This window comes from Mycobacterium sp. SMC-4, from assembly GCF_050205565.1.
GTDB lineage: Bacteria > Actinomycetota > Actinomycetes > Mycobacteriales > Mycobacteriaceae > Mycobacterium.
Genome location: NZ_JBNMQU010000013.1, coordinates 170998 through 189508, shown reverse-complemented (window position 1 = coordinate 189508; position 18511 = coordinate 170998). Strand labels below are relative to the sequence as shown.

The 18511-nt window shown below is 66.6% G+C and carries 24 protein-coding genes; 13 read left to right on the top strand and 11 right to left on the bottom strand.

All coding sequences use genetic code 11. The features are described 5' to 3' along the window. Window positions 1-18: 18 nt before the first annotated feature. Window positions 19-2091: a LuxR C-terminal-related transcriptional regulator gene (locus ACQI46_RS21970; protein ID WP_427096159.1), complete on the top strand. Its 2073-nt coding sequence runs from the start codon at window positions 19-21 to the stop codon at window positions 2089-2091. A 2-nt stretch (window positions 2092-2093) separates the two neighbouring features. Here ACQI46_RS21970 and ACQI46_RS21965 read toward each other — a convergent pair whose 3' ends face one another. From ACQI46_RS21965 to ACQI46_RS21955, 3 genes are read right to left on the bottom strand one after another with little or no spacing between them, the layout of a single operon-like run. Next, on the bottom strand, window positions 2094-3104 hold the full coding sequence (locus ACQI46_RS21965) for a hypothetical protein (RefSeq protein WP_427096158.1): 1011 nt from the start codon (window positions 3102-3104) through the stop codon (window positions 2094-2096). Window positions 3105-3113: 9 nt separating this feature from the next. Continuing rightward, a complete protein-coding gene (locus ACQI46_RS21960) occupies window positions 3114-4445 on the bottom strand; it encodes a Dyp-type peroxidase (protein WP_427096157.1) in 1332 nt (443 codons plus the stop codon). Beyond that, window positions 4442-4996 carry a hypothetical protein gene (locus ACQI46_RS21955; RefSeq protein ID WP_427096181.1) on the bottom strand — a complete coding sequence of 185 codons (555 nt, stop codon included), beginning with the start codon at window positions 4994-4996 and terminating at the stop codon, window positions 4442-4444. The genes ACQI46_RS21960 and ACQI46_RS21955 overlap by 4 nt, the downstream gene beginning before the upstream one ends. 500 nt (window positions 4997-5496) lie before the next feature. Between ACQI46_RS21955 and ACQI46_RS21950 the strand changes: the two genes are divergently transcribed. The 7 genes from ACQI46_RS21950 to ACQI46_RS21920 all read left to right on the top strand — a co-directional run bounded on the left by ACQI46_RS21950 (window position 5497) and on the right by ACQI46_RS21920 (window position 9645). After that, on the top strand, window positions 5497-5841 hold the full coding sequence (locus tag ACQI46_RS21950) for a heme-binding protein (RefSeq protein ID WP_427096180.1): 345 nt from the start codon (window positions 5497-5499) through the stop codon (window positions 5839-5841). Window positions 5842-5974: 133 nt separating this feature from the next. After that, entirely contained in the window at window positions 5975-6319 is a 345-nt protein-coding gene (locus tag ACQI46_RS21945) for a hypothetical protein (protein ID WP_427096156.1), read from the top strand. Beyond that, window positions 6316-6687: a hypothetical protein gene (locus ACQI46_RS21940; protein WP_427096155.1), complete on the top strand. Its 372-nt coding sequence runs from the start codon at window positions 6316-6318 to the stop codon at window positions 6685-6687. Before ACQI46_RS21945 ends, ACQI46_RS21940 begins: the two co-directional genes overlap by 4 nt. A gap of 141 nt (window positions 6688-6828) precedes the next feature. After that, the gene (locus ACQI46_RS21935) at window positions 6829-7197 is read left to right on the top strand and encodes a heme-binding protein (protein WP_427096154.1); all 369 of its coding nucleotides are present in this window, start codon (window positions 6829-6831) and stop codon (window positions 7195-7197) included. Window positions 7198-7480: 283 nt separating this feature from the next. After that, window positions 7481-8842 carry a cytochrome P450 gene (locus ACQI46_RS21930; RefSeq protein WP_427096153.1) on the top strand — a complete coding sequence of 454 codons (1362 nt, stop codon included), beginning with the start codon at window positions 7481-7483 and terminating at the stop codon, window positions 8840-8842. A 213-nt stretch (window positions 8843-9055) separates the two neighbouring features. Continuing rightward, a complete protein-coding gene (locus ACQI46_RS21925) occupies window positions 9056-9259 on the top strand; it encodes a hypothetical protein (RefSeq protein WP_427096152.1) in 204 nt (67 codons plus the stop codon). Further along, the gene (locus tag ACQI46_RS21920; protein WP_427096151.1) at window positions 9205-9645 is read left to right on the top strand and encodes a heme-binding protein; all 441 of its coding nucleotides are present in this window, start codon (window positions 9205-9207) and stop codon (window positions 9643-9645) included. The genes ACQI46_RS21925 and ACQI46_RS21920 overlap by 55 nt, the downstream gene beginning before the upstream one ends. Before the next feature lie 27 nt (window positions 9646-9672). On the opposite strand, the gene ACQI46_RS21915 is transcribed toward ACQI46_RS21920, so the two are convergent. Together ACQI46_RS21915 and ACQI46_RS21910 are read right to left on the bottom strand one after the other, a co-directional pair. After that, window positions 9673-10482, bottom strand: coding sequence for an SDR family oxidoreductase (locus ACQI46_RS21915; RefSeq protein ID WP_427096150.1), 810 nt, complete (start codon window positions 10480-10482; stop codon window positions 9673-9675). Window positions 10483-10601: 119 nt separating this feature from the next. Further along, complete coding sequence (locus ACQI46_RS21910; protein ID WP_427096149.1) at window positions 10602-11144, bottom strand: restriction endonuclease; 543 nt, start codon at window positions 11142-11144, stop codon at window positions 10602-10604. A gap of 105 nt (window positions 11145-11249) precedes the next feature. On the opposite strand from ACQI46_RS21910, the gene ACQI46_RS21905 reads away from it, so the two are divergent. Continuing rightward, window positions 11250-11594, top strand: a complete 345-nt coding sequence (locus tag ACQI46_RS21905) for a hypothetical protein (RefSeq protein WP_427096148.1) — start codon at window positions 11250-11252, stop codon at window positions 11592-11594. A gap of 52 nt (window positions 11595-11646) precedes the next feature. Here ACQI46_RS21905 and ACQI46_RS21900 read toward each other — a convergent pair whose 3' ends face one another. Both ACQI46_RS21900 and ACQI46_RS21895 read right to left on the bottom strand, forming a co-directional pair. Then, window positions 11647-11883, bottom strand: coding sequence for a CsbD family protein (locus tag ACQI46_RS21900; RefSeq protein WP_427096147.1), 237 nt, complete (start codon window positions 11881-11883; stop codon window positions 11647-11649). Window positions 11884-12081: 198 nt separating this feature from the next. Further along, complete coding sequence (locus ACQI46_RS21895; RefSeq protein ID WP_427096146.1) at window positions 12082-12228, bottom strand: hypothetical protein; 147 nt, start codon at window positions 12226-12228, stop codon at window positions 12082-12084. A gap of 109 nt (window positions 12229-12337) precedes the next feature. Here ACQI46_RS21895 and ACQI46_RS21890 point away from each other — a divergent pair, with 109 nt between their 5' ends. Next, window positions 12338-12754, top strand: a complete 417-nt coding sequence (locus ACQI46_RS21890; RefSeq protein WP_427096145.1) for an ATP-binding protein — start codon at window positions 12338-12340, stop codon at window positions 12752-12754. 59 nt (window positions 12755-12813) lie between these two features. Then, complete coding sequence (locus ACQI46_RS21885; protein ID WP_427096144.1) at window positions 12814-13539, top strand: RNA polymerase sigma factor SigF; 726 nt, start codon at window positions 12814-12816, stop codon at window positions 13537-13539. Here the strand turns inward: ACQI46_RS21885 and ACQI46_RS21880 are convergent. Next, the gene (locus tag ACQI46_RS21880) at window positions 13510-13947 is read right to left on the bottom strand and encodes an STAS domain-containing protein (RefSeq protein WP_427096143.1); all 438 of its coding nucleotides are present in this window, start codon (window positions 13945-13947) and stop codon (window positions 13510-13512) included. The genes ACQI46_RS21885 and ACQI46_RS21880 overlap by 30 nt on opposite strands. A 226-nt stretch (window positions 13948-14173) precedes the next feature. Between ACQI46_RS21880 and ACQI46_RS21875 the strand changes: the two genes are divergently transcribed. Then, on the top strand, window positions 14174-14737 hold the full coding sequence (locus ACQI46_RS21875; RefSeq protein WP_427096142.1) for a nucleotidyltransferase family protein: 564 nt from the start codon (window positions 14174-14176) through the stop codon (window positions 14735-14737). 3 nt (window positions 14738-14740) lie between these two features. Here the strand turns inward: ACQI46_RS21875 and ACQI46_RS21870 are convergent, their stop codons facing one another. Further along, window positions 14741-15055: a hypothetical protein gene (locus ACQI46_RS21870; RefSeq protein WP_427096141.1), complete on the bottom strand. Its 315-nt coding sequence runs from the start codon at window positions 15053-15055 to the stop codon at window positions 14741-14743. 339 nt (window positions 15056-15394) lie between these two features. Then, on the bottom strand, window positions 15395-17200 hold the full coding sequence (locus ACQI46_RS21865) for an acetyl/propionyl/methylcrotonyl-CoA carboxylase subunit alpha (RefSeq protein WP_427096140.1): 1806 nt from the start codon (window positions 17198-17200) through the stop codon (window positions 15395-15397). 188 nt (window positions 17201-17388) lie between these two features. Between ACQI46_RS21865 and ACQI46_RS21860 the strand changes: the two genes are divergently transcribed. After that, entirely contained in the window at window positions 17389-18090 is a 702-nt protein-coding gene (locus tag ACQI46_RS21860; RefSeq protein ID WP_427096139.1) for a GAF and ANTAR domain-containing protein, read from the top strand. 4 nt (window positions 18091-18094) lie between these two features. On the opposite strand, the gene ACQI46_RS21855 is transcribed toward ACQI46_RS21860, so the two are convergent. Then, window positions 18095-18424, bottom strand: coding sequence for a hypothetical protein (locus ACQI46_RS21855; protein WP_427096138.1), 330 nt, complete (start codon window positions 18422-18424; stop codon window positions 18095-18097). Window positions 18425-18511 lie beyond the last annotated feature (87 nt).

The window sequence follows — 18511 nt, the reverse complement described above, 5'->3', positions numbered from 1 at the left end:
GCCGGGGATGGCGACATCGTGACCATCAGCGCACCGACCGGCTACGGGAAGACGACCACCGCGGCGCTGTGGGATGAGGCTGATGAGCGCCCGTTCGCGTGGATGCGGCTGGACCACCTCGACGACGATCCCACCCATCTGCTTCTGCACGTCGCCGCCGCCCTCGCACAGATCGGCGCGTGTGACCCCGGCCTGTTGGACTACTTGGGCGCCCCGGGACGCGAGCCGCTGACCCATCTGGTGCCGGCGATGGCGAAGGTGCTCGATGCTGCGGGCCGGCTGGTGCTCGTGTTCGACGACACCCACGAGTTGTGCGCGCCCGAGTCGGTCGCGGCGCTGGACGCGCTGATCCATGCGGTCCCTTCGACGACGACCGTCGCACTGGTCAGCCGCCACGCGGTGCCGCTGCACCTGGCGCATCGTCGGGTACAGCGCTGTCTGGTCGAGATCGGTGTGCCGGAACTGAAGTTCACCACCGTCGAGACGGCCGCCGCGCTCGAAGCGGTCAGCGGGCCGTGTGATCAGGCCACGGTTTCGGCGGTCACCGAGGTTTCGGAGGGGTGGTGCGCCGGAGTCGTGCTGGCCGGGATGGCGCTGCGCGACGGCGCAGGCACGGAGTTCCTGACCGGCGGTGACAGGTTCGTCGTCGAGTACATGGTCGAGGAGGTGCTCCGCGGCCTCGACGGTCCGACTGTGCAGTTCCTGATGGAATCGTCGGTGCTGGAACGCTTCAGCGCCGAACAACTCGATGTCGTCCTCGGACGCGACGACTCTGCCCTCATGCTGGAAAAACTCTGTGGGACAGGGAATCTGTTCCTCGTCACGTTGGACCGGCACGGCATCTGGTACCGATATCACCGGTTGTTCGGAGATGTGCTGCGCCGCAGGCTCAGGAATACCGCACCGGCACGGATGCGTGAGCTTGCACATCGAGCAGCCGAACTCCTGGAACGCATCGGTGACATCGACGGCGCGCTCCTGCAGGCCCTGGCCGCCGGTGACCGGGCGCATGCGGCCACGCTGGTGGGCCGAGAAGCTGTCCACCTCGGATTCGACGGACGCGCAGGTGTCCTCGCGCGCCGTCTGAGTTGGCTCGACACGCAGACGTTCACCGAATACCCCGACGCCGCGGTGGCGCGCGCCTGGCTCGGAGTGGTCACCGCCGACGCCGACATGATCCAGCGCTCACTCCTTCTGGCGCACCAAGCCGACCGCGGTCGGCCGCTGTCTGACGGCACGCTGTCGGTGCCGGTGGCCGCTGCGCTGGTCAATTCGCTGATCGGTCTCGGCGGGGTGCGCGATGTGGTGCACCACGCCGACATCGTGCGCGCCGCCGGGGACAACCTGGTCAATCCGTGGTGGGGTGCGGCGACGGTCATGAAAGGGGTCGCCGAGGCGATGCTCGGCCACAGCTCCCGCGCGCGAAACCTGCTCGAATCCGCGCTGCCGGCAACAGAAGATCTACCCGGCTTCCAGGCGGCTGCGCTTGCCCATCTGGCGTTGCTCGACTTCGCTGCCGGCGACGACGACGGAGCGATTCAGCGCGCCACGGCGGCGCGGACCCTCGTCGACAAGTACGACCTCTGCGATGTGGTCCCGATGGTGGTGGTCTACTCGGTGAGCGCCGTGATGTATGCCCGGGTCGGTGATGTCGCCTCAGCCAGGGAAGCGATCTGCACGACGACGACCCTGCTGGACAGGCTCGGCGAGTTGGCCGCCCGCACCGCGCTTCTCGGGCACGGACTGCTGGCGTGGACGGCGGCGGTCATCCAGGACAACGAGCTGCTGAATACCCACCTGGATGCCGCGGAGCGTCACCGGACCCGCGAGCCCGACGCGGTGGCGCTGCAGCAGCGCGTGGACCGCGTCCGCGCGATGGCCGCCGTCGGTGCCCACCCGCTGACCTCAGCAGAGTTGCGGTTGTTGCCTTATCTGGCAACGCATTACTCGCTGCAGGGAATTGCCGAAGAGCTGACGATCGGACGGGAAACGGCGAAGAGTCAGGCGGCCGCGATCTACCGCAAGCTCGGGGTCGCGTCGCGGGCGGCCGCAGTCGCTGAGGCCAGGCGGATCGGACTGCTGGCCAACTGATCTCAGCGCATCGTCGCCAGGTTGCGCCACAGGTTGCGCAGGCTCGCAGTGCCGCCGAACAGTGTGGTGAAGTGGGTCGAGTCGATCAGCACGATGTCGCCGGCGCGCTCTTCGCACGGCGGCATCCAGATCACGGCGTTGAACTCCGTGTTGCCGGCTGCGGTGAAAGGGTGGGGGCGCTGCAGGTCCACGGGCTGGCGGGCCAGCACGCGCAGATGATCGTCTTCGGGTGCGGTGAGCACATAGTGCGGCAGGTGGGAGTGGAAGCTCAAACTCGGGACGTTGTCGAGTAGGCCCAGACCGTCGCGTTCGTGGAACGCGGTGAGCGGCGCAACGTCGTTGGTGCCGGCGATCACAGCCGGACGTAAGCCCCACGTGTTGCACACGGGAACCCCGAGCCCGCGCATCAGCGAGCGGGTGTACTGGCTGAACCGCTGTTGCCGGGGGACCAGGCGGTCGCCGTGGTGTTCGTATTCGATCTGGCGTTGCGCGAGGTCATTGGTGAACCCGACGTCGTGGTGGGGTGCCAAGACCAGGCACGTGCCGCTGCGGCCCAGCCATTCGTTGATGGCGTCCACCTCATCCTCGGTGGCCTCCAGACCGCAGTCGAGGTGATCGAGTCCGAACACCAGGAGGGTGTCGGTGTCCTCGAGGATTCCCTCGTCGATGGGCTGGCGGTAGCCGGCCTGATCCACGCGCTGCAACACGGCCACGGGATGTCCGGTCAGTTCACCGACAAGGTCTTGGAACGGCAGGGTCGAGCGATGGAAAAGCTCCAGAGTCCCGGCGATGCCCTGGAGAAAGTTCGCCGACTCGAACTCAGGCTTCTCGTAGGCGGGGTAGGTGACGTTGCGCACCTCGGTGATCGTCGAGAACCTGTTCGACATCGCCGCCGGATTCCGTTGTGCCTCCCAGGGATAACTCCAGGTCCAGTAGATGCTGATGCGACGGTGGCCGTTGCGAGCCCTGGTGACGTGGTTCTGGTTGTAGGTGCGTACGGTGTCGGCTGTCATCGTGGTGTCCTAGCTGTCCAGAAGTTCCGGAGAGGCAAGGTATCGCAGCGCAGTCAGGCCGGGCAGAAAGAAATAGGCGCCGCCCTTGAGAGTGGTGAAGGCCGGGATCCCTCTGTGTACCTTGCGGATCGGTCGTCTGGGTACGGTGAAGTCCAGGCTGCCGTCCTGGGCGCCGCAGATCGGGTCGTGCTCGTTGCCGAGTTCATGGAACGTTTGGTCGTTGATCCAAACGTTCTGCGCGAACTCGAACTGACGCACCAGGCTCGCGCAGATGATGAAGGCGGCGATTCCGCGTTCCCGGCCGTCCTCGGGGGCGCCGTCGGGCAGTGCCGGCCCGTAGGTGGCGCCGCGCCGGATCATCCGTCGCCGGTTGACGTTGTGCGCGGTGTCTCGCGGGTTGAGGCGACGCGCGTGTGACCCGAGCGGACACGCGTACCCGAACGGGTCCATCTCCTTGTAGTCGAAGTCGTTGTTACGTTGCGGATCTGCCCCGAGTTCGGGGTCGTCGGCGGTCGGTGCCAGCACCAGGGGAGCACCACTGCGCCAGCGCCCCATGAACTTCGCCGCGAGTAGCTCTTGTTCCTCCGGGCCGTCAGCATTGTCGGCGAGGTACGCGCGGAAGCGTCCCACGTGCTCTTGCAGGCGGCGGTAGGCCATGAAGCTGCTGTTGCGGGACAGCACGTGCGGCTGCGGGATGTCGTTCACCGGACCGTATTCGTCGGGATATCCGAGGATGAACTCGCCGGGCTCCAGCGCGCCTCCACTCCCGGGTGTCGGTTCCTCGCCTGAGCCTTTCATCACAGGTTGCGACAACCGATCCCGGAAACCGAAGTGGTCGTGGGCGTAGCTGAATGGCGGGTGGGCGTTCAGGTCCAGATAGGACAAGGTCCGGACACCGTGGCAGCGTGCGATGAGTTTGTCGTGTTCCCCGACGCAGCGGCGATGTTCGTCGTCGTCTCGTGCGAAGAGAATGGCGATGGCGTGCAGGTCCTCGCCGGCAAGTCCACCGACCCAGTGCCGAGGCGAATTCTCCCCGATGTCACCGAGGATGTCCGCGCGTGCTGCCATGCCCTCGCGGAACGCATCCGGGAAGGTCGCCAGCGCATCGGAAGGTACGCCGAGCGCGCGCAATCCGGTCCAGGTGAAGGCCAACGTGATCCAGCGCCGGGAGTCTTCCATGGTGTGCCGGACCTCGGCGGCTGACTGCACCTTGTCCAGTAACTCCGACAGCCATGCCCTACCGCCGGCGGCGGTGTCGAATGTCAGGAACTCGTAGCGCCCGGTCAACGCAGGCGTCCGGGTGAGCAGAATGTGTTGGATGTCGTCGAGTTCGAGGGTCATTGCATTTGGTCGAGCATCGTCGAGAAGCTGTCTTTCAAGCGCAGCGCCTTCTTGATCTCGTCGGCGGTGACGTACGGATACTCACCGTATTCGAGGAAGCTCGGGCACTGATGCGCGCGCACGAACGCGATGAAGGCTTCAGGGTTGGTCTGCCAATCCTCAGGAAAGCCTTCGAGGTTCGTGAACACGGTGGTGATGCCCGTCTCGCTGAACAGACGTACCGCGTCTTCGGTGTACTTGTCGAAGTCGGTGTCGAAGATGCCCTGGTACTGGAAATGCAGTCCTGATCCGACATCGAAGAGCACCCACCGCAGATAGTGCAGCTTCAACGGGGCCAGTATGTCTGGACTGCCGGCCACCGCATCTTCAATCTGACTGCCGTAGGCCCGCACAGCGTCTTCACAGCCATCTTTGACCTTCGCGATGATGGAGAACCCGTAGCAAGCCGGGGTGCGCGGGTAGGTGGGGCCGTACCGGCCGCGGGTGAGCTCGAAGTAACCGGTCGGCGGGATTGCCCTGGCCGCGGGCTTCGCCCATGTGGGTTCGTCCATCATTCACCTCCGCGTGGGTCGATGCTAGTTCCGGGGCAGGCGTGTGTCGTCCCCCAAAGCGGGGGAGTCCGGACACCGAGATCATCTGAGACGCAGCAAGTATTGAGGCCGTGACACCGGCGCATCGCGACGATTTCCCCCGTTGTGGGGGATGCCTGGCTGCGATCTTGTTCCTACGCTCCTATCAGCTACCCGCGGGCTCGCAATGACCAAGGTCGCAACAAACACGTGAGGAGTGTGGTGATGCGGTTACGTGTCTTGCTTGTTGCCCCCGTCGTCATCGGTACCGGGGTTCTCGTCGCACCAGTCGCGGCTGCGGACTGTGTCACGGAGGGGAACTCGACGCGCTGTTCACTCGGCGGTATCGGTACCGAGGGTTTCTACGGTCCTCATGTTCCGAATTCCTGCGGGTACGACTATTACTGCAACGACGACTGGAGCTGGTTCATCCCGTGACAACGAGCGCCGACGACGACCCGACCCATCGACAGAGGAGAAACATGTTGTCTCACAGGAGTTTTGCCCGGCGGATTCTGATGGTCTCCGTTGCGGCCGGGGCAGTCTTGATCGGTACCGCAACTCCCGCGCCCGCCCAGCCGCCGCGTCCGCCGAACTGCACCGCGGCCGATCTCTCCAACATCATGTCGGGGATCACCGCCAGCACCTCGGCCTATCTGTTCGCCCATCCCGAGGTGAACGAATTCATGACCACGCTCGGAGACCGCCCGCGCGAAGAGAAGCGGGTAGCACTGGGCGAGTACCTCAATGCCAACCCGCAGGTGAGAGACGAGCTTCAGGCAATCCGCCAGCCCGCCGTGGACTTCCGCGCACGCTGCGGCGAATGACGTCCTGGTCTACGCGGAGGGTTCCCCCGTTGTGGGGGATGGCATTGAGGCCCCTGCATTTTAGGCTGTAAGAGCCGGCGTGCCGGTGCCCGCAGGCATCGGCTGCGTCGCCCCAGCCGGATAGGAGTGCGTCATGCGCCCTGTGGCCATTCTGGTCCTGCCCGCCTTGGTGGGTTTCGGATTGACCTTTGCACCAACGACTTACGCGAACTGCGCCGGTCCTGCCTCGATGTGTCTGCTCGATGGTGTGGCCGAGAGCGCTCCATTCGTCCCGTACCCGTGTGACGGCTACGAGTACTACCCCGAACCGTGGGAGTGCGACGACGTCACCACCTGGGTGGTGGATCTCGACGACGACCCAGGTGCCGGCATCGGACGGCCCGGCACGCCGGGAGATCGGCCTGACATCGGCAAGCCTGGACGTCCGGATCGTCCGGGAGGCGGCGGAGGAGGCCGTGGCGGCGGAGGTCGGCGATGACTGCGATCAGCAAGCTGGCGGCGGTGCTCAGCGGGATCGTCCTGACCTTCGCCGGGGTGTCGGACCTTGCGCCGGCGGTAGCTGACTGCACGAGCGTCGGCGGAACGACGCTGTGTTCGCAGGGCGAGTCGCGTGGCAGCGACAGCGGTGGCGGGCCGAGCGGCTCGTCGGGGCCCTACATCCCCTACCCGTGCGAGTACGACTACTACTACTGCAACGAGTACTTCGGGTGGGACGTCGACTTGGACTGGGACCCGGGAATCGGTGTCGGCGGTCCCGGGAGGCCGGACGGGCCGGGGATCGGTTCACCGGGCAGGCCGGGCGGAGGCGTCGGCGGCGGTGGGGGCATCGGCGGCGGGCGCCGCTGAACGCTGGGGCGGCCGCCGGTCGTCGACCACAAAGACCGCGATATCTGAAACTTCGGTTATCTAAGTATCGGAGCACCTACGATGGCGTTCGCGACAACGGAAACCTGCCCACTAGGGCATGACTGAACAGAGGAGCGATTCGTGTCTCACAAGATCTTCGCGAAGGGCCTGGTGGCGGCTGCCGCCGGCTGCGGTGCAGTGCTGATCGGTGTGGCCGCACCCGCCGCTGCCCAGCCGGCCCCGCCCGCTGCGCCCGGCTGTTCGGCCGGCGACATGGCCAAGGTGATGTCGGGGGTGGCCAACGCGAAAGGTGATTACCTGCTGGCCAATCCGCCGGTCAACAACTTCTTCAGCTCGCTCAAGGATGTCCCGCGTGAGCAGCGCAAGCAGGCGATGCAGTCGTACTTCGATGCGAACCCGCAGGTGAAGGCCGATCTCGAGGGGATCCGCCAGCCGGCGAAGGACTTCAAGAACCGCTGCGGCCTTCCCAGCCACGGCCACCACGAGTAACGAGGTGTGGAGCCTGGGATCAGCGGTCGGTCTGACAGCTAGGGGAGCCAGCCGCCCCTGACCCCAGGCATCCGCCACGATACGCCGAACACGCACCGTCGCTGCAGATTCGGCAAAGAATTCACTTCCCGTCTATGTCGCCGGGCACGCCGCGTTTGCTGCTATATGCCAGGTCACGGCCCCACGTCGCGCTGTTCCTGGCAATCTCCTGTCAACTTCTCGGACACGCTCGCCGGTGCGGCAGAGCCTTGACAGGCACATACCTCCACTAGACGCTGGGCCGGTGACCTTGGCCGACAGTCGCCGCCGGGCAAAGCTGCCCCATCCCCGCCGGCGGATCCCATTGCTCGGCGACATCCTCGCCGTCGACGCCGACACGCCGTCACAGTCGGCGATGGCCCTGGTAGCGCTCGGCCCGGTGGTCGAGTTCCGTTTTCTCGGGGCGCGATACGTCGTCGCGGGCGGTGCGGATGCGGTGATGGAGTTGTGCGACGAGTCGCGCTTCTGCAAACACGTCGGCCCCGACATCGACGCGCTGCGCCTGGTCGGCGGTGACGGCCTGTTCACCGCCTACAACGACGAACCGAATTGGCAACGCGCGCACGACGTGCTGATGCCGGCGTTCAGCCAGCAGGCGATGCGCCGCTACCACGCGGTGATGTGTGACGTTGCCGACGAGCTGACCGCGCGGTGGGACGCGAAGGGCACGGTGGACGTCTCCGCGGACACCACGCGGGCGACGCTCGAGACGATCGGGCGCTGCACGGCCGGGTATCGGTTCGGCTGCTTCGACACCGAACAGCCACACCCGTTCGTCGAGCACATGGTGGCGGGGCTGAAGGCCTGCGACCGGGTCGGCGTGATGCGCGAGACCTTCCTGCCCGGGTTCCTCGCGCGCCGCGCCGAACGTAAAGTCCAGCCGCACGCCAAGGCGTTGCACGCGATCGTCGACGAGATCGTCGAGCGCCGGCGCCTTGAGGGGCCGGGCCGTCACGACGACCTGCTCGAGTTGATGCTCGACTCGGACCTCGACGCCGCCAACATCCGTTATCAGCTGATCAACTTCTTGGTCGCAGGCCACGAAACCACCTCGGGTGCCTTGTCTTTCGCGTTGTACTTCTTGGCGCGGCATCCCGAGGTGGCCGACGCGGCGCGTGCTGAGATCGAGCAGGTGTGGGGGGAGGAGCCGCGGCCCGGTTTCGAGCAGATCGCGAAGTTGCGGTACGTGCGGCGGGTGTTCGACGAGTCGCTGCGGCTGCATCCGACGGTTCCGGGGTTCTACCGGGCGGCGCGGGAGGACACCGTGCTCGCAGGGGTGTATCCGATGCGCAAGGGGGACTGGGCGTTGGCGCTGACGATGACGTTGCATCGCGATGCGCGGTGGGGCGACGATCCGGAGGTCTTTGATCCCGACCGGTTCACACCGGAACGGGTCAAGGCGCGTCCGGCGACGTTGTACCGGCCGTTCGGTACGGGCCCGCGGTCGTGCATCGGACGGCAGTTCGCGTTGCACGAGGCGGTGTTGCTGTTGGCGGTGATTCTGCGGCGCTATGACCTGATCGCCGACCCGGACTACGAGTTGCAGATCGCCGAGCGACTCACGCTGATGCCGAAGGACTTCCACCTGACCCTGCGCCGCCGGTAAGCCGCCGGTCATAAGGCGGTCGCCTCGTTTGGCCGAGCGCGCGTGTCTGCTGGTCAACACGCCGCATTTCATCAGCACGTTGCGTGCACTCGGTGCCCGTCAGCGCGCGCGAACCGATTTCGAACCTGACGTTTGACGCCTTCGATATCGGGGACTCCGCCCAGACGTGGTGCATACCGCACTGCATTCCAATGTCGGCGAGGAGGTTTTCGGATGCGGATCTGGTATGTCTTCGCCGTCCCGGTTCTGGCTGCTTTCGGATTATTGGTCGCACCCACCGCGGCTGCAGAGTGCACGACCTACGACTTCGTCAGCGCCTGCCAATCCGAGGGCCGGAGCAGCACGCCCGCGGTGCCCTATCCGTGCACGTACGACGCCTATTACTGCAACGACGGCTACAACTGGTTCTTGCCCTGATCCGACCCAACTCGACCAAGGAGCGAAACATCGTGTCTCACAGAAGCTTTGCGCGAGGCGTAGTGGTGGCGGCCGTGAGTTGCGGGGCAGTGTTGGCGGGTGCTGCGGCTCCAGCTCACGCCCAGCCCGCGCCGGCGGGATGCACCGCGGCTGATCTCGCCAAGGTCATGACCGGCGTCACCAATGCCACCGGCGACTACCTGTTCGCCAATCCGCCGGTCAACGACTTCTTCACCTCGCTCAAGGACGTCCCGAAGGATCAGAAGAGGCAGGCGCTGACTTCCTATATGGACGCGAATCCACAGGTGAAGGCTGACCTCGAGCGGATCCGTCAGCCCGCGAAGGACTTCAGGGACCGCTGCGGCGGCCCGGTCGAGGGTGGCTGACTCACCGGTCAGCGCACTCGCCGCCCCTCACTGCGCGCGCAGTCCCCGTTGGTAGCGCCGCATGCCGGCGATCCACCGGTCGTAGTCAGATCCCTTGCGCCGGTACATCTCCAGCAGTTCGACATGTGGCAGCACCAGGAACCTGTCGGACTGCACCGCATCGACAGTCGCACGCGCGACATCGGATGCGCTCAGCACCGCTGCCGACTGCTCGATCGACGACGCCCCGACCCGCGCGTCCGGATCGTCGACCTCCCGAATGGCTTGCAGCAGCGGTGTTTCCACTCCGAGCGGGCAGACACAGCTGACGCCGATGCCGTCGTCGCCGTAGGTGATGGCCAACCACTCCGCGAAGCCCACCGCCGCGTGCTTGCTGACTGCGTAGCCCGCCGCGCCCAGCTGCGTCAACAGTCCCGCCGCCGAGGCCACCGACACGAAGTAACCCGACCCGCGGGACTGCCAGCCCGGCACCAGCAGCCTTGCGGCGCGAATGTGCGCGCGAAGGTTCACGTCGAGGATGACGTCCCAGTCCGGTTCGGCTCCGAGCCCTGGCTTTCCGATGACGCCGGCGTTGGCGACGTAGACGTCGACGGGCCCGAACTCGGCTTCGGCGCGGGCGATCATGGCTTCGATGTCGGCCGGGTCTGCGGCGTCGGCGCGTACCGCGACCGCTTGGCCGCCGGTGCTGACGATCGCCGAGGCCACCTGGGACGCGCCGTCAAGATCGAGGTCGCCGACCACGACGCGCGCCCCGTGTGTGGCCACCTCGGCGGCCAGCGCCGCGCCGATGCCTGAGCCGCCGCCGGTGACGATCGCTGTGGTCTCGTTGAGCTCCATGCGCTCCATCATCGGCGGCGAGCGCGCGCAGAATGCTGACGAGACACGGCGTGTCGACCAGCAGACGCGCGCTCTCGGCAAAACGAGGCGACCACCTCAAAACGGGCGCCGCAAACGAGTCAAGCCGTGGTCAAGCGGCGGATGATCGACCGCAACCGCGGCAGGTCATCCCCGCTGACCAGCTCGCAGCCATGCCGTTCGGCGAGTTTGCGTGCCGCAGGCGTGAATTCGTGATTGGTGACGACCATCGTGCGGGTGCAGTCCTGCATCGGCGCCCCGGCGACCACCTCCTGGACCGCACCGGCGCCGACGGGCCGCGACAGCCGCTTGCACTGCACTGCCAGCCGGTGGGGCCGATGGCCGACGATCAGGTCGACGCCCCAGTCGCCGGTCATCGACGTCATGATCACCGGCACGCCGCAGGAGCGGGCGATGCGCGCCACGTAGTCCTCGAACTCCGTGCCCGACATGGCTGCGGCCGGATCCTCCCGCGCAGACGGCGTGGCTGCACCCGAAATGAACCCGGTGAAGAACGCGAACAGGAGTCGCGGCACCAGTGGGGCCGCCAACCCGACGCACACACTCCACACCGGCCCGAGCCCGGTCAGGTACGCCGTGAGCCCCGCAGCCACCGCGACAACGACGTACAGCTTCCAGGCCACGGCGCGAAGCGTAAACCCGAGCTCTGACGTTTCAGGATCGAGCGCGACGGGAACCCCCGGTCCGCGAAGCCGGGGGGCTCGAGCTTGTTACGAGGGGTTTGTCAGATGACCGCGGATCTGTCCCGCAACGCGTCCCGTGACGGGACGCATCCCGCAGAGTCGGCGCATGTCAGTGCTGCGCGTGCCGCGTTCGGCTTCACCGCCGCGGGCATCGGCTTCCTGGCCATCGCCGCGATCTGGCTGGGCACCTGCACCGGCTCCACCATCGACCCGCTGGCGTGCGGGGCGCCGCAGCGGGCGTTGTTGGCCGTCGGTGCGCCGGCGATCCTGGCGGCGGGCGGCATCTATGCCGGCGCCCGGAGCCTGCGCACCAGAGACACCGCGTGGACGTTGACGACCGCGTGGCTGCTGGTTCTGACGGTGCTGGCGGCGATCCCGAACCTGCCGTGATACAGCACTGAGCCCAGCCGGCGAACCGGCTGGGCTCAGATCAACCCCGCTCTTACTGCTCGGACTCTTGCCGCTTCTCGGCGGCCTTCGCGCCTGCGCGGGCCGATTCGGCTTCGGCTTCCTTCTCGGCGGCGTCGCGCTGTGCGTCGGCCTTGTCCTGCTGGGCCTTGCCCTCGCGGACCATGTCGTCGCGGCCGGCGACGGTACCGACCGTCTCCTTGGCCTTGCCCTTCACGTCTTCGACGACGCCCTTGATGCCTTCTTCGGGTCCACTGTTCTTCTCGGTCATGGGCTACCTTCCGGTGCGGTGGTCAGTATGACTTCTCCGACTCCAGGGCCGGACGCCAGAAAGGCTTCCCAAGCTGCTGGACCGCTAAACAGAGCGTCCAACCCTCTTACCCGACAACGCTTTTCGCAGAGGGTTTGGGTTGCGCGGGAGCTGGGGTATCACACCCGCACCATGACATGCTCCGCATCGGAAAAATTCCTACTGCATCATCGGCGCCAAGATCAGGAACGCACCGGCGTAGATGGCTACGGCCAGCAAGATCAGCGCCCCCACAACCATGGCCGATATCACGAGAATGCGACGCAGCGGCCGCCTGTGGGCGTCGGCCGGTTCGATGTCATTCATGATCGGCGCATACCCGAGCCGGGCCGGCGCCTAACACATGCCCGGAGCACCCGTGGGTAGCGGGGAGGCCGGCTGGGGTAGTCTCGCTTCGACATTTCCGGGAGGACAGATGGCCGAGATTGGGCAGCGCTACAGCGCGCAGTCAGTTGAGCTGCGTGTGGCCGCCACGCTCGAGAATCTGGCCGTGCTGCGCACGCTGGTGGCCGCGATCGGCACCTTCGAAGACCTCGATTTCGACGCCGTGGCCGATTTGCGGCTGGCTGTCGACGAGGCGTGTACACGGTTGATCCGCTCGGCGGTGGCCGACTCGACGTTGCTACTGGTGGTCGATCCGCAGCCGGATGCGCTCATGGTTCATGCGTCCACCACCTGCAATAGCTCTGACATTCTCGCCCCGGGCAGCTTCAGCTGGCATGTGCTCAGCTCGTTGACCGACGACGTGACGACGTTCTCTGACGGCCAGTCGGCTGGGGGCCAGGTATTCGGGATCTCCATGACGACGAGGCGAGCGAGTTCGTTGCAGTGACGCGCTCGTCCTCGAAGGGCTCGTCACGGCCGAGCTCTGAGTATGCGGACGTCGCAGAGATGTTCCGCGCTTTGGAGAAGATCGAGGAAGGCACTCCTGCCTTCCAGCGGCAGCGTGACCGTATCGTCGAGCGCTGCCTGCCGTTGGCCGATCACATCGCCCGCCGCTTCGACGGCCGTGGTGAGCCGCGCGACGACCTGGTGCAGGTGGCTCGGGTTGGTCTGGTCAACGCGGTCATCCGCTTCGACGTGAACGCGGGCTCGGACTTCGTGTCGTTCGCGGTGCCGACGATCATGGGTGAGGTTCGCCGCCACTTCCGCGACAACAGCTGGTCGGTGAAGGTGCCGCGTCGGCTCAAGGAGCTTCATCTGCGGCTGGGCGCGGCGACGGCCGAGTTGTCGCAGCGTCTGGGCCGTGCGCCGACGGCCACCGAGCTCGCCGCCGAGCTGGAGATGGACCGCGACGAGGTGATCGAGGGCCTGGTGGCCGGCAGCTCGTACAACACGTTGTCGATCGACAGCGGGGGCGGCAGTGGCAATGAGGACGCCCCTGCGATCGCCGACACGCTCGGTGATGTGGACATGAGCCTCGATCAGATCGAGAACCGGGAAGCGTTGCGGCCGCTGTTGGAGGCGTTGCCGGAACGCGAGCGCACCGTGCTGGTGCTGCGGTTCTTCGAGTCGATGACGCAGACGCAGATCGCCGAGCGCGTCGGCATCTCACAGATGCACGTGTCGCGTCTGCTGGCTAAATCGCTAGCCCGTCTCCGGGATCAGCTGGAGTAGATCCGGCGAGTCGGTGTGCACCGCGGTCAGCGCGGACGCGGTGTCCTCGCAGATCGGCAGCGCGGAGTCGGGGTCGCACAGCCGTAGTAGCCGGTCGACGGCCTGGCTGGGCACCAGCGCCCAGCGGATGTCGTCGCCGGCGCAGCGCACGTTGAGGGTGTGCAGTGCCGAGAAGCCCGCGGTGGCGAAGAAGCTCAGGCCGGTCAGGTCGACCACCAGCCGCTTGGTCTGGTCGCCGCTGCGCAGCGCGAAGTCGATGAACTGGTGGCAGTTGGCGGCGTCGAGTTCTCCGTGGGCGGCCACGACGGCGGCCGACGGCTGCGGCCGGTGCGTTTCGAAACGCGCGGCGTTGCAGATGAGGGCGTCGTCGTGGGCTTCCGGGGTTGACTCAGTGGCGTAGGTAGGCATGGTGACTCCATCAGGTATCTGTGGTTCACGCCAAGGTGGCCCTGGTTCTGAAAGCCGTGCGCGTCGCTAGGAGCAGCACCGCGGCCGAGACGTTGCGAAAAGGCTGTGAAATTCAACCTCGTGATCTGAACCATACGCTCTTTCGTCGATCTTGGACAATGAACGTCAGCAGATGGTGACAATTCTCAGGAAGGCGTTGACGGCTACGTCAGTAGATCGGGTGCTTATGGCGAAAAGTATTGGAAATCATGAGTATTCGATCGGAGGCATTTTGCTGGCCGCCGGTGCCGGTCTCAGGTTCGGCATGCCCAAGGTCCTGGCCTGCGATGGGGCGTGGTTGCGCGCCGGGGTCGCCGCACTGAGCGGTGGGGGATGCGACGACGTCGTCGTCGTGCTCGGTGCGGCGGTGGTCGACGTGCCCGCGCCGGCGCGGGCCGTGGTGGCCGCGAATTGGTCAGGCGGAGTGAGTAATTCGGTGCGCGCAGGGATCGCCGCGCTGACGGACACCGCTGGGTTCGCGGTGATCACCACCGTGGACACCCCGGACATCGACGCCGCTGTGGTCCGCAGGGTGCTGCACGCGGCGTGTGCCTCGGATTCCGCGCTCGCGCGCGCCACCTACGGCGGGCGGCCGGGTCACCCGGTGGTGATCGCGCGCCGGCACTGGCCGCAGCTGCTGGAGACGCTGTCCGGCGACGAGGGTGCCGGACCGTTCCTGAAGGCGCGTGACGACGTCGTCGCCGTGGACTGTGTGGATCTGGCTACCGGTAACGACATCGACGAGCGCTGAAGTTCACAGCATTGCCGCGGCGAAGCGTCCCACTGCCTCGGCGCCGGTCTGCCCGGCCTCGTCGTGCCCGGGCCGGCAGCGCGCGGTGACGGCGCGGGTGGCGGGGTCGAGCGTGACCTCGGCGAGCAGTTCACCGGTGGTCGGTTCGCATACCGCCCAGGTGAAGCGGGTCTCCGAACGCCATTGTGCAGCAGCGTTTTCGACGTAGTCGGGGTCATGTTCGCCGAGGTCGGCCAGGGCGGGGCGGTCGTCGACGCGGTCGTCGGCGCGCAGCGCGCGCAGGTACCAGGCGCCGGCGTTGATCTCGACGGGTTCCACGCGGACAAGCGTGCCATGAGGTGGCTGAGGAGATGGATCGGCCCCGCTGCGTGGCGTTCGCAGCGGGGCCGTTCCACCCCTCGATTGTGATGCCGGTGTGGTGCGCCCCGGCAAACGACATTGTCGATTGAGGCGAACATATACCCATGCGGTCCGGCAGCGGAAGATTTTCTGCGAACCCAAATTTCGTGACTGCAGTTGCGTAACAGTTAGCGCAGGTCGTGAAGCTTGGCTAAATGACAGAAACCCGCCGCTCAACAGTGCTGAGCGGCGGGTTTCTGTCTACGACACGCCGCGCGAGGGCCAACAGACACGCGCCCTCGCGCAACGAGGGGGGTGCTACTCGGAGCTCTTGAGCTCGCAGACCACGGTGCCCTGGGTGATGGCGGCGCCGGGCTCCACGGAGAGGCCGGTGACCACACCGTCCTTGTGCGCGGTGACCGGGTTCTCCATCTTCATCGCCTCGAGCACGACCACCAGGTCGCCGGCAGCGACGGTCTGGCCTTCCTCGACGGCGACCTTGACCACGGTGCCCTGCATCGGCGCGGTGACCGCGTCACCGGACGCCGCAGCACCGCCGCCACCGCCACGCTTGCGCGGCTTGGGCTTCTTGCGGAGCGCGCCGTGGGGGGCGGCTGCACCGCCGTTGCCGAGCGCGAGGTCGCCGGGCAGCGACACCTCGAGGCGACGGCCACCGACCTCGACCACGACGGTCTGGCGGGGAACGGTGTCTTCCTCATCGATCGGGTCACCACCGGTGAACGGTTCGACGGTGTTGTTCCACTCGGTCTCGATCCAGCGGGTGTGCACGTCGAACTTGGTGCCGTCGCCGATGAATGCCGGGTCGGACACCACGGCGCGGTGGAACGGGATGACGGTGGCCAGGCCCTCGACATGGAACTCCGCCAGCGCGCGCCGCGAGCGCTCCAGCGCCTCGTCGCGGGTGGCTCCGGTGACGATCAGCTTGGACAGCATCGAGTCGAACTGTCCGCCGATCACCGAGCCGGCCTCCACACCGGAGTCCAGGCGCACACCGGGGCCGGTGGGGATGTCGTAGCGGGTGACCGGGCCGGGGGCGGGCAGGAAGCCGCGGCCGGCGTCCTCGCCGTTGATGCGGAACTCGATGGAGTGGCCGCGCGGCGTCGGATCCTCGGTGATGTCCAGCGGTTCGCCGTTGGCGATCTTGAACTGCTGGCGCACCAGGTCGATTCCGGAGGTCTCCTCGGTGACCGGGTGCTCCACCTGCAGGCGGGTGTTGACCTCGAGGAAGCTGATCAGGCCGTCCTGGCCGACCAGGTACTCGACGGTGCCGGCGCCGTAGTAGCCGGCCTCCTTGCAGATGCGCTTGGCCGACTCGTGGATCTCCTTGCGCTGCTCGTCGGTCAGGAACGGCGCGGGCGCCTCCTCGACGAGCTTCTGGAAGCGGCGCTGCAGCGAGCAGTCGCGGGTGCCGGCGACGACGACGTTGCCGTGCATGTCGGCGATGACCTGCGCCTCGACGTGGCGCGGCTTGTCGAGGTAGCGCTCGACGAAGCACTCGCCGCGGCCGAACGCCGCGACGGCTTCACGCACGGCCGAGTCGTAGAGCTCGGGGATCTCTTCGATGGTGCGGGCGACCTTCATGCCGCGGCCGCCGCCGCCGAACGCGGCTTTGATGGCCACCGGCACGCCGTATTCCTTGGCGAACTCGACGACCTCGTCGGCGTCCTTGACCGGATCAGACGTGCCGGGCACCAGGGGAGCGTTCGCACGCGCGGCGATGTGGCGGGCGGTGACCTTGTCGCCGAGGTCGCGGATGGACTGCGGGCTGGGCCCGATCCAGATCAGCCCGGCGTCCAGGACGGCCTGCGCAAAGTCGGCGTTCTCGCTCAGGAAGCCGTAGCCGGGGTGGATCGCGTTGGCGCCGGACTTCGCGGCGGCGTCGAGCAGCTTCTCGAACACCAGGTACGACTCGGCGGAAGTTTGACCGCCCAGGGCGTAGGCCTCGTCGGCCAGCCGTACGTGAGGTGCGTCGGCGTCAGGTTCTGCATACACCGCCACACTCTCGAGTCCGGCGTCCTTGGCTGCTCGGATCACCCGGACGGCGATCTCACCGCGGTTGGCGACAAGCACCTTGGAGATCTTTGAGCTGGCGTGACTGGCCACTGAGCCTCCTGATGGCGTGTTCTCTAAGAGCGTCTTTAGAAATGTAACTCGGGGCAGTTTATGCGCACGAATTGAAGCGTCCGCGCGCCGGTCCCTTACCGGTGAGTAACTCTGAAGGTCGACGTAAACGACGGGGTGTGAGTAGCGTTCAAAGTGCCGCAAGTTCACGGAGATCTAGGGGGTGGGCGATGTCCGAAGCAGGGTCGCATCCCAGCATGGCGGAGCTGGCCGCCTTGATCGCGGATATCCAGCGGCGGTCGATGAATACCGAGGCGGGCCTGGCCGAGTTGGTCGACAGCGCGTCGCGCCTCGTGTCCGGCGCGGACTACGCCGGGATCACGCTGGTGCGGGAATCGTCGGAGGTGTCGTCGCTGGCAGCGACGCATCGTTACGCCGAGGTGCTCGACGAGATTCAGCAGCGCCACGGTGACGGTCCGTGCCTGACGGCCGCGTGGACACACCACATGGTGCGCATCGACGATCTGTCGGCCGAGCAGCGGTGGCAGCGGTTCCGCGAAGACGTGATGGCCGAGACGCCGGTGCGCTCGGTGTTGTCGTACGAGATGTTCGTCAGCGACAAGGTCATGGGGGCGCTGAATTTCTATGCCGACCGGCCGAACGCGTTCGGCGACGACTCGGAGGAAACCGGCTTCGTCTTCGCCGCCAACATCGCGTTGGCCTGGGCGATGCTGCGCCGCGACGAGGAGTTCCGCAGCGCCTTGGCCTCACGCGATGTGATCGGTCAGGCCAAGGGCATGCTGATGGAGCGCTTCGGTATCGATGCGGTGCAGGCGTTCGAGCTGCTGCGTCGGTTGTCGCAGGACTCGAACGTCAAGCTGGCCGAGGTCGCGCGTCAGGTCATCGCGGCCGAACGTCCCCGGCAGGAATGAGCTTCTAGCCGAAGCTGTTCGGCATCCCGAGGGGACCGTTGCGGAACGGCTTGCCCTTGGTCCGGCCCGGGACAGCGATCATCGACTCGCGGACCTCGCCGTGGGCGTGGATTTCGAGGATGTCGGCGTTGCGCACGTCGCCGTGGGTGGCGTCGCCCTTGACCACGCCGATCCCGTTCTGGGCCTGGCCGCTCTTCACACCGGGGGTGGGGCGGATTTCCTCAGCGGACGCCGAAGCGACGCTGACCACGGCCATCGTCCCGAAAGCGGCCAGCGCGATCGCACCTCCCATACCGAGCTTCTTACCGATGCGAATCGCGTTCGTATAGGCCATGTTTGGGTGTCCCCCTGAGCGTGAGCGGTCTACGAGTCACCGAGCCTAGCAGTCGGCGCCGGTTGCAGGTTTGATCGCTTCGGGCCC

What these genes read in the sequence shown, in the direction of transcription:
- ACQI46_RS21875 (WP_427096142.1), top strand. Translation starts at nt 14,174, where the DNA reads ATGGCGAAAAGTATTGGAAATCATGAGTATTCGATCGGAGGCATTTTG.
- ACQI46_RS21885 (WP_427096144.1), top strand. Translation starts at nt 12,814, where the DNA reads ATGTTCCGCGCTTTGGAGAAGATCGAGGAAGGCACTCCTGCCTTCCAG.
- ACQI46_RS21900 (WP_427096147.1), bottom strand. Translation starts at nt 11,883, where the DNA reads ATGACCGAGAAGAACAGTGGACCCGAAGAAGGCATCAAGGGCGTCGTC.
- ACQI46_RS21905 (WP_427096148.1), top strand. Translation starts at nt 11,250, where the DNA reads ATGACCGCGGATCTGTCCCGCAACGCGTCCCGTGACGGGACGCATCCC.
- ACQI46_RS21880 (WP_427096143.1), bottom strand. Translation starts at nt 13,947, where the DNA reads ATGCCTACCTACGCCACTGAGTCAACCCCGGAAGCCCACGACGACGCC.
- ACQI46_RS21895 (WP_427096146.1), bottom strand. Translation starts at nt 12,228, where the DNA reads ATGAATGACATCGAACCGGCCGACGCCCACAGGCGGCCGCTGCGTCGC.
- ACQI46_RS21960 (WP_427096157.1), bottom strand. Translation starts at nt 4,445, where the DNA reads ATGACCCTCGAACTCGACGACATCCAACACATTCTGCTCACCCGGACG.
- ACQI46_RS21925 (WP_427096152.1), top strand. Translation starts at nt 9,056, where the DNA reads ATGCGGATCTGGTATGTCTTCGCCGTCCCGGTTCTGGCTGCTTTCGGA.
- ACQI46_RS21860 (WP_427096139.1), top strand. Translation starts at nt 17,389, where the DNA reads ATGTCCGAAGCAGGGTCGCATCCCAGCATGGCGGAGCTGGCCGCCTTG.
- ACQI46_RS21965 (WP_427096158.1), bottom strand. Translation starts at nt 3,104, where the DNA reads ATGACAGCCGACACCGTACGCACCTACAACCAGAACCACGTCACCAGG.
- ACQI46_RS21890 (WP_427096145.1), top strand. Translation starts at nt 12,338, where the DNA reads ATGGCCGAGATTGGGCAGCGCTACAGCGCGCAGTCAGTTGAGCTGCGT.
- ACQI46_RS21950 (WP_427096180.1), top strand. Translation starts at nt 5,497, where the DNA reads ATGTTGTCTCACAGGAGTTTTGCCCGGCGGATTCTGATGGTCTCCGTT.
- ACQI46_RS21855 (WP_427096138.1), bottom strand. Translation starts at nt 18,424, where the DNA reads ATGGCCTATACGAACGCGATTCGCATCGGTAAGAAGCTCGGTATGGGA.
- ACQI46_RS21955 (WP_427096181.1), bottom strand. Translation starts at nt 4,996, where the DNA reads ATGGACGAACCCACATGGGCGAAGCCCGCGGCCAGGGCAATCCCGCCG.
- ACQI46_RS21915 (WP_427096150.1), bottom strand. Translation starts at nt 10,482, where the DNA reads ATGGAGCTCAACGAGACCACAGCGATCGTCACCGGCGGCGGCTCAGGC.
- ACQI46_RS21945 (WP_427096156.1), top strand. Translation starts at nt 5,975, where the DNA reads ATGCGCCCTGTGGCCATTCTGGTCCTGCCCGCCTTGGTGGGTTTCGGA.
- ACQI46_RS21940 (WP_427096155.1), top strand. Translation starts at nt 6,316, where the DNA reads ATGACTGCGATCAGCAAGCTGGCGGCGGTGCTCAGCGGGATCGTCCTG.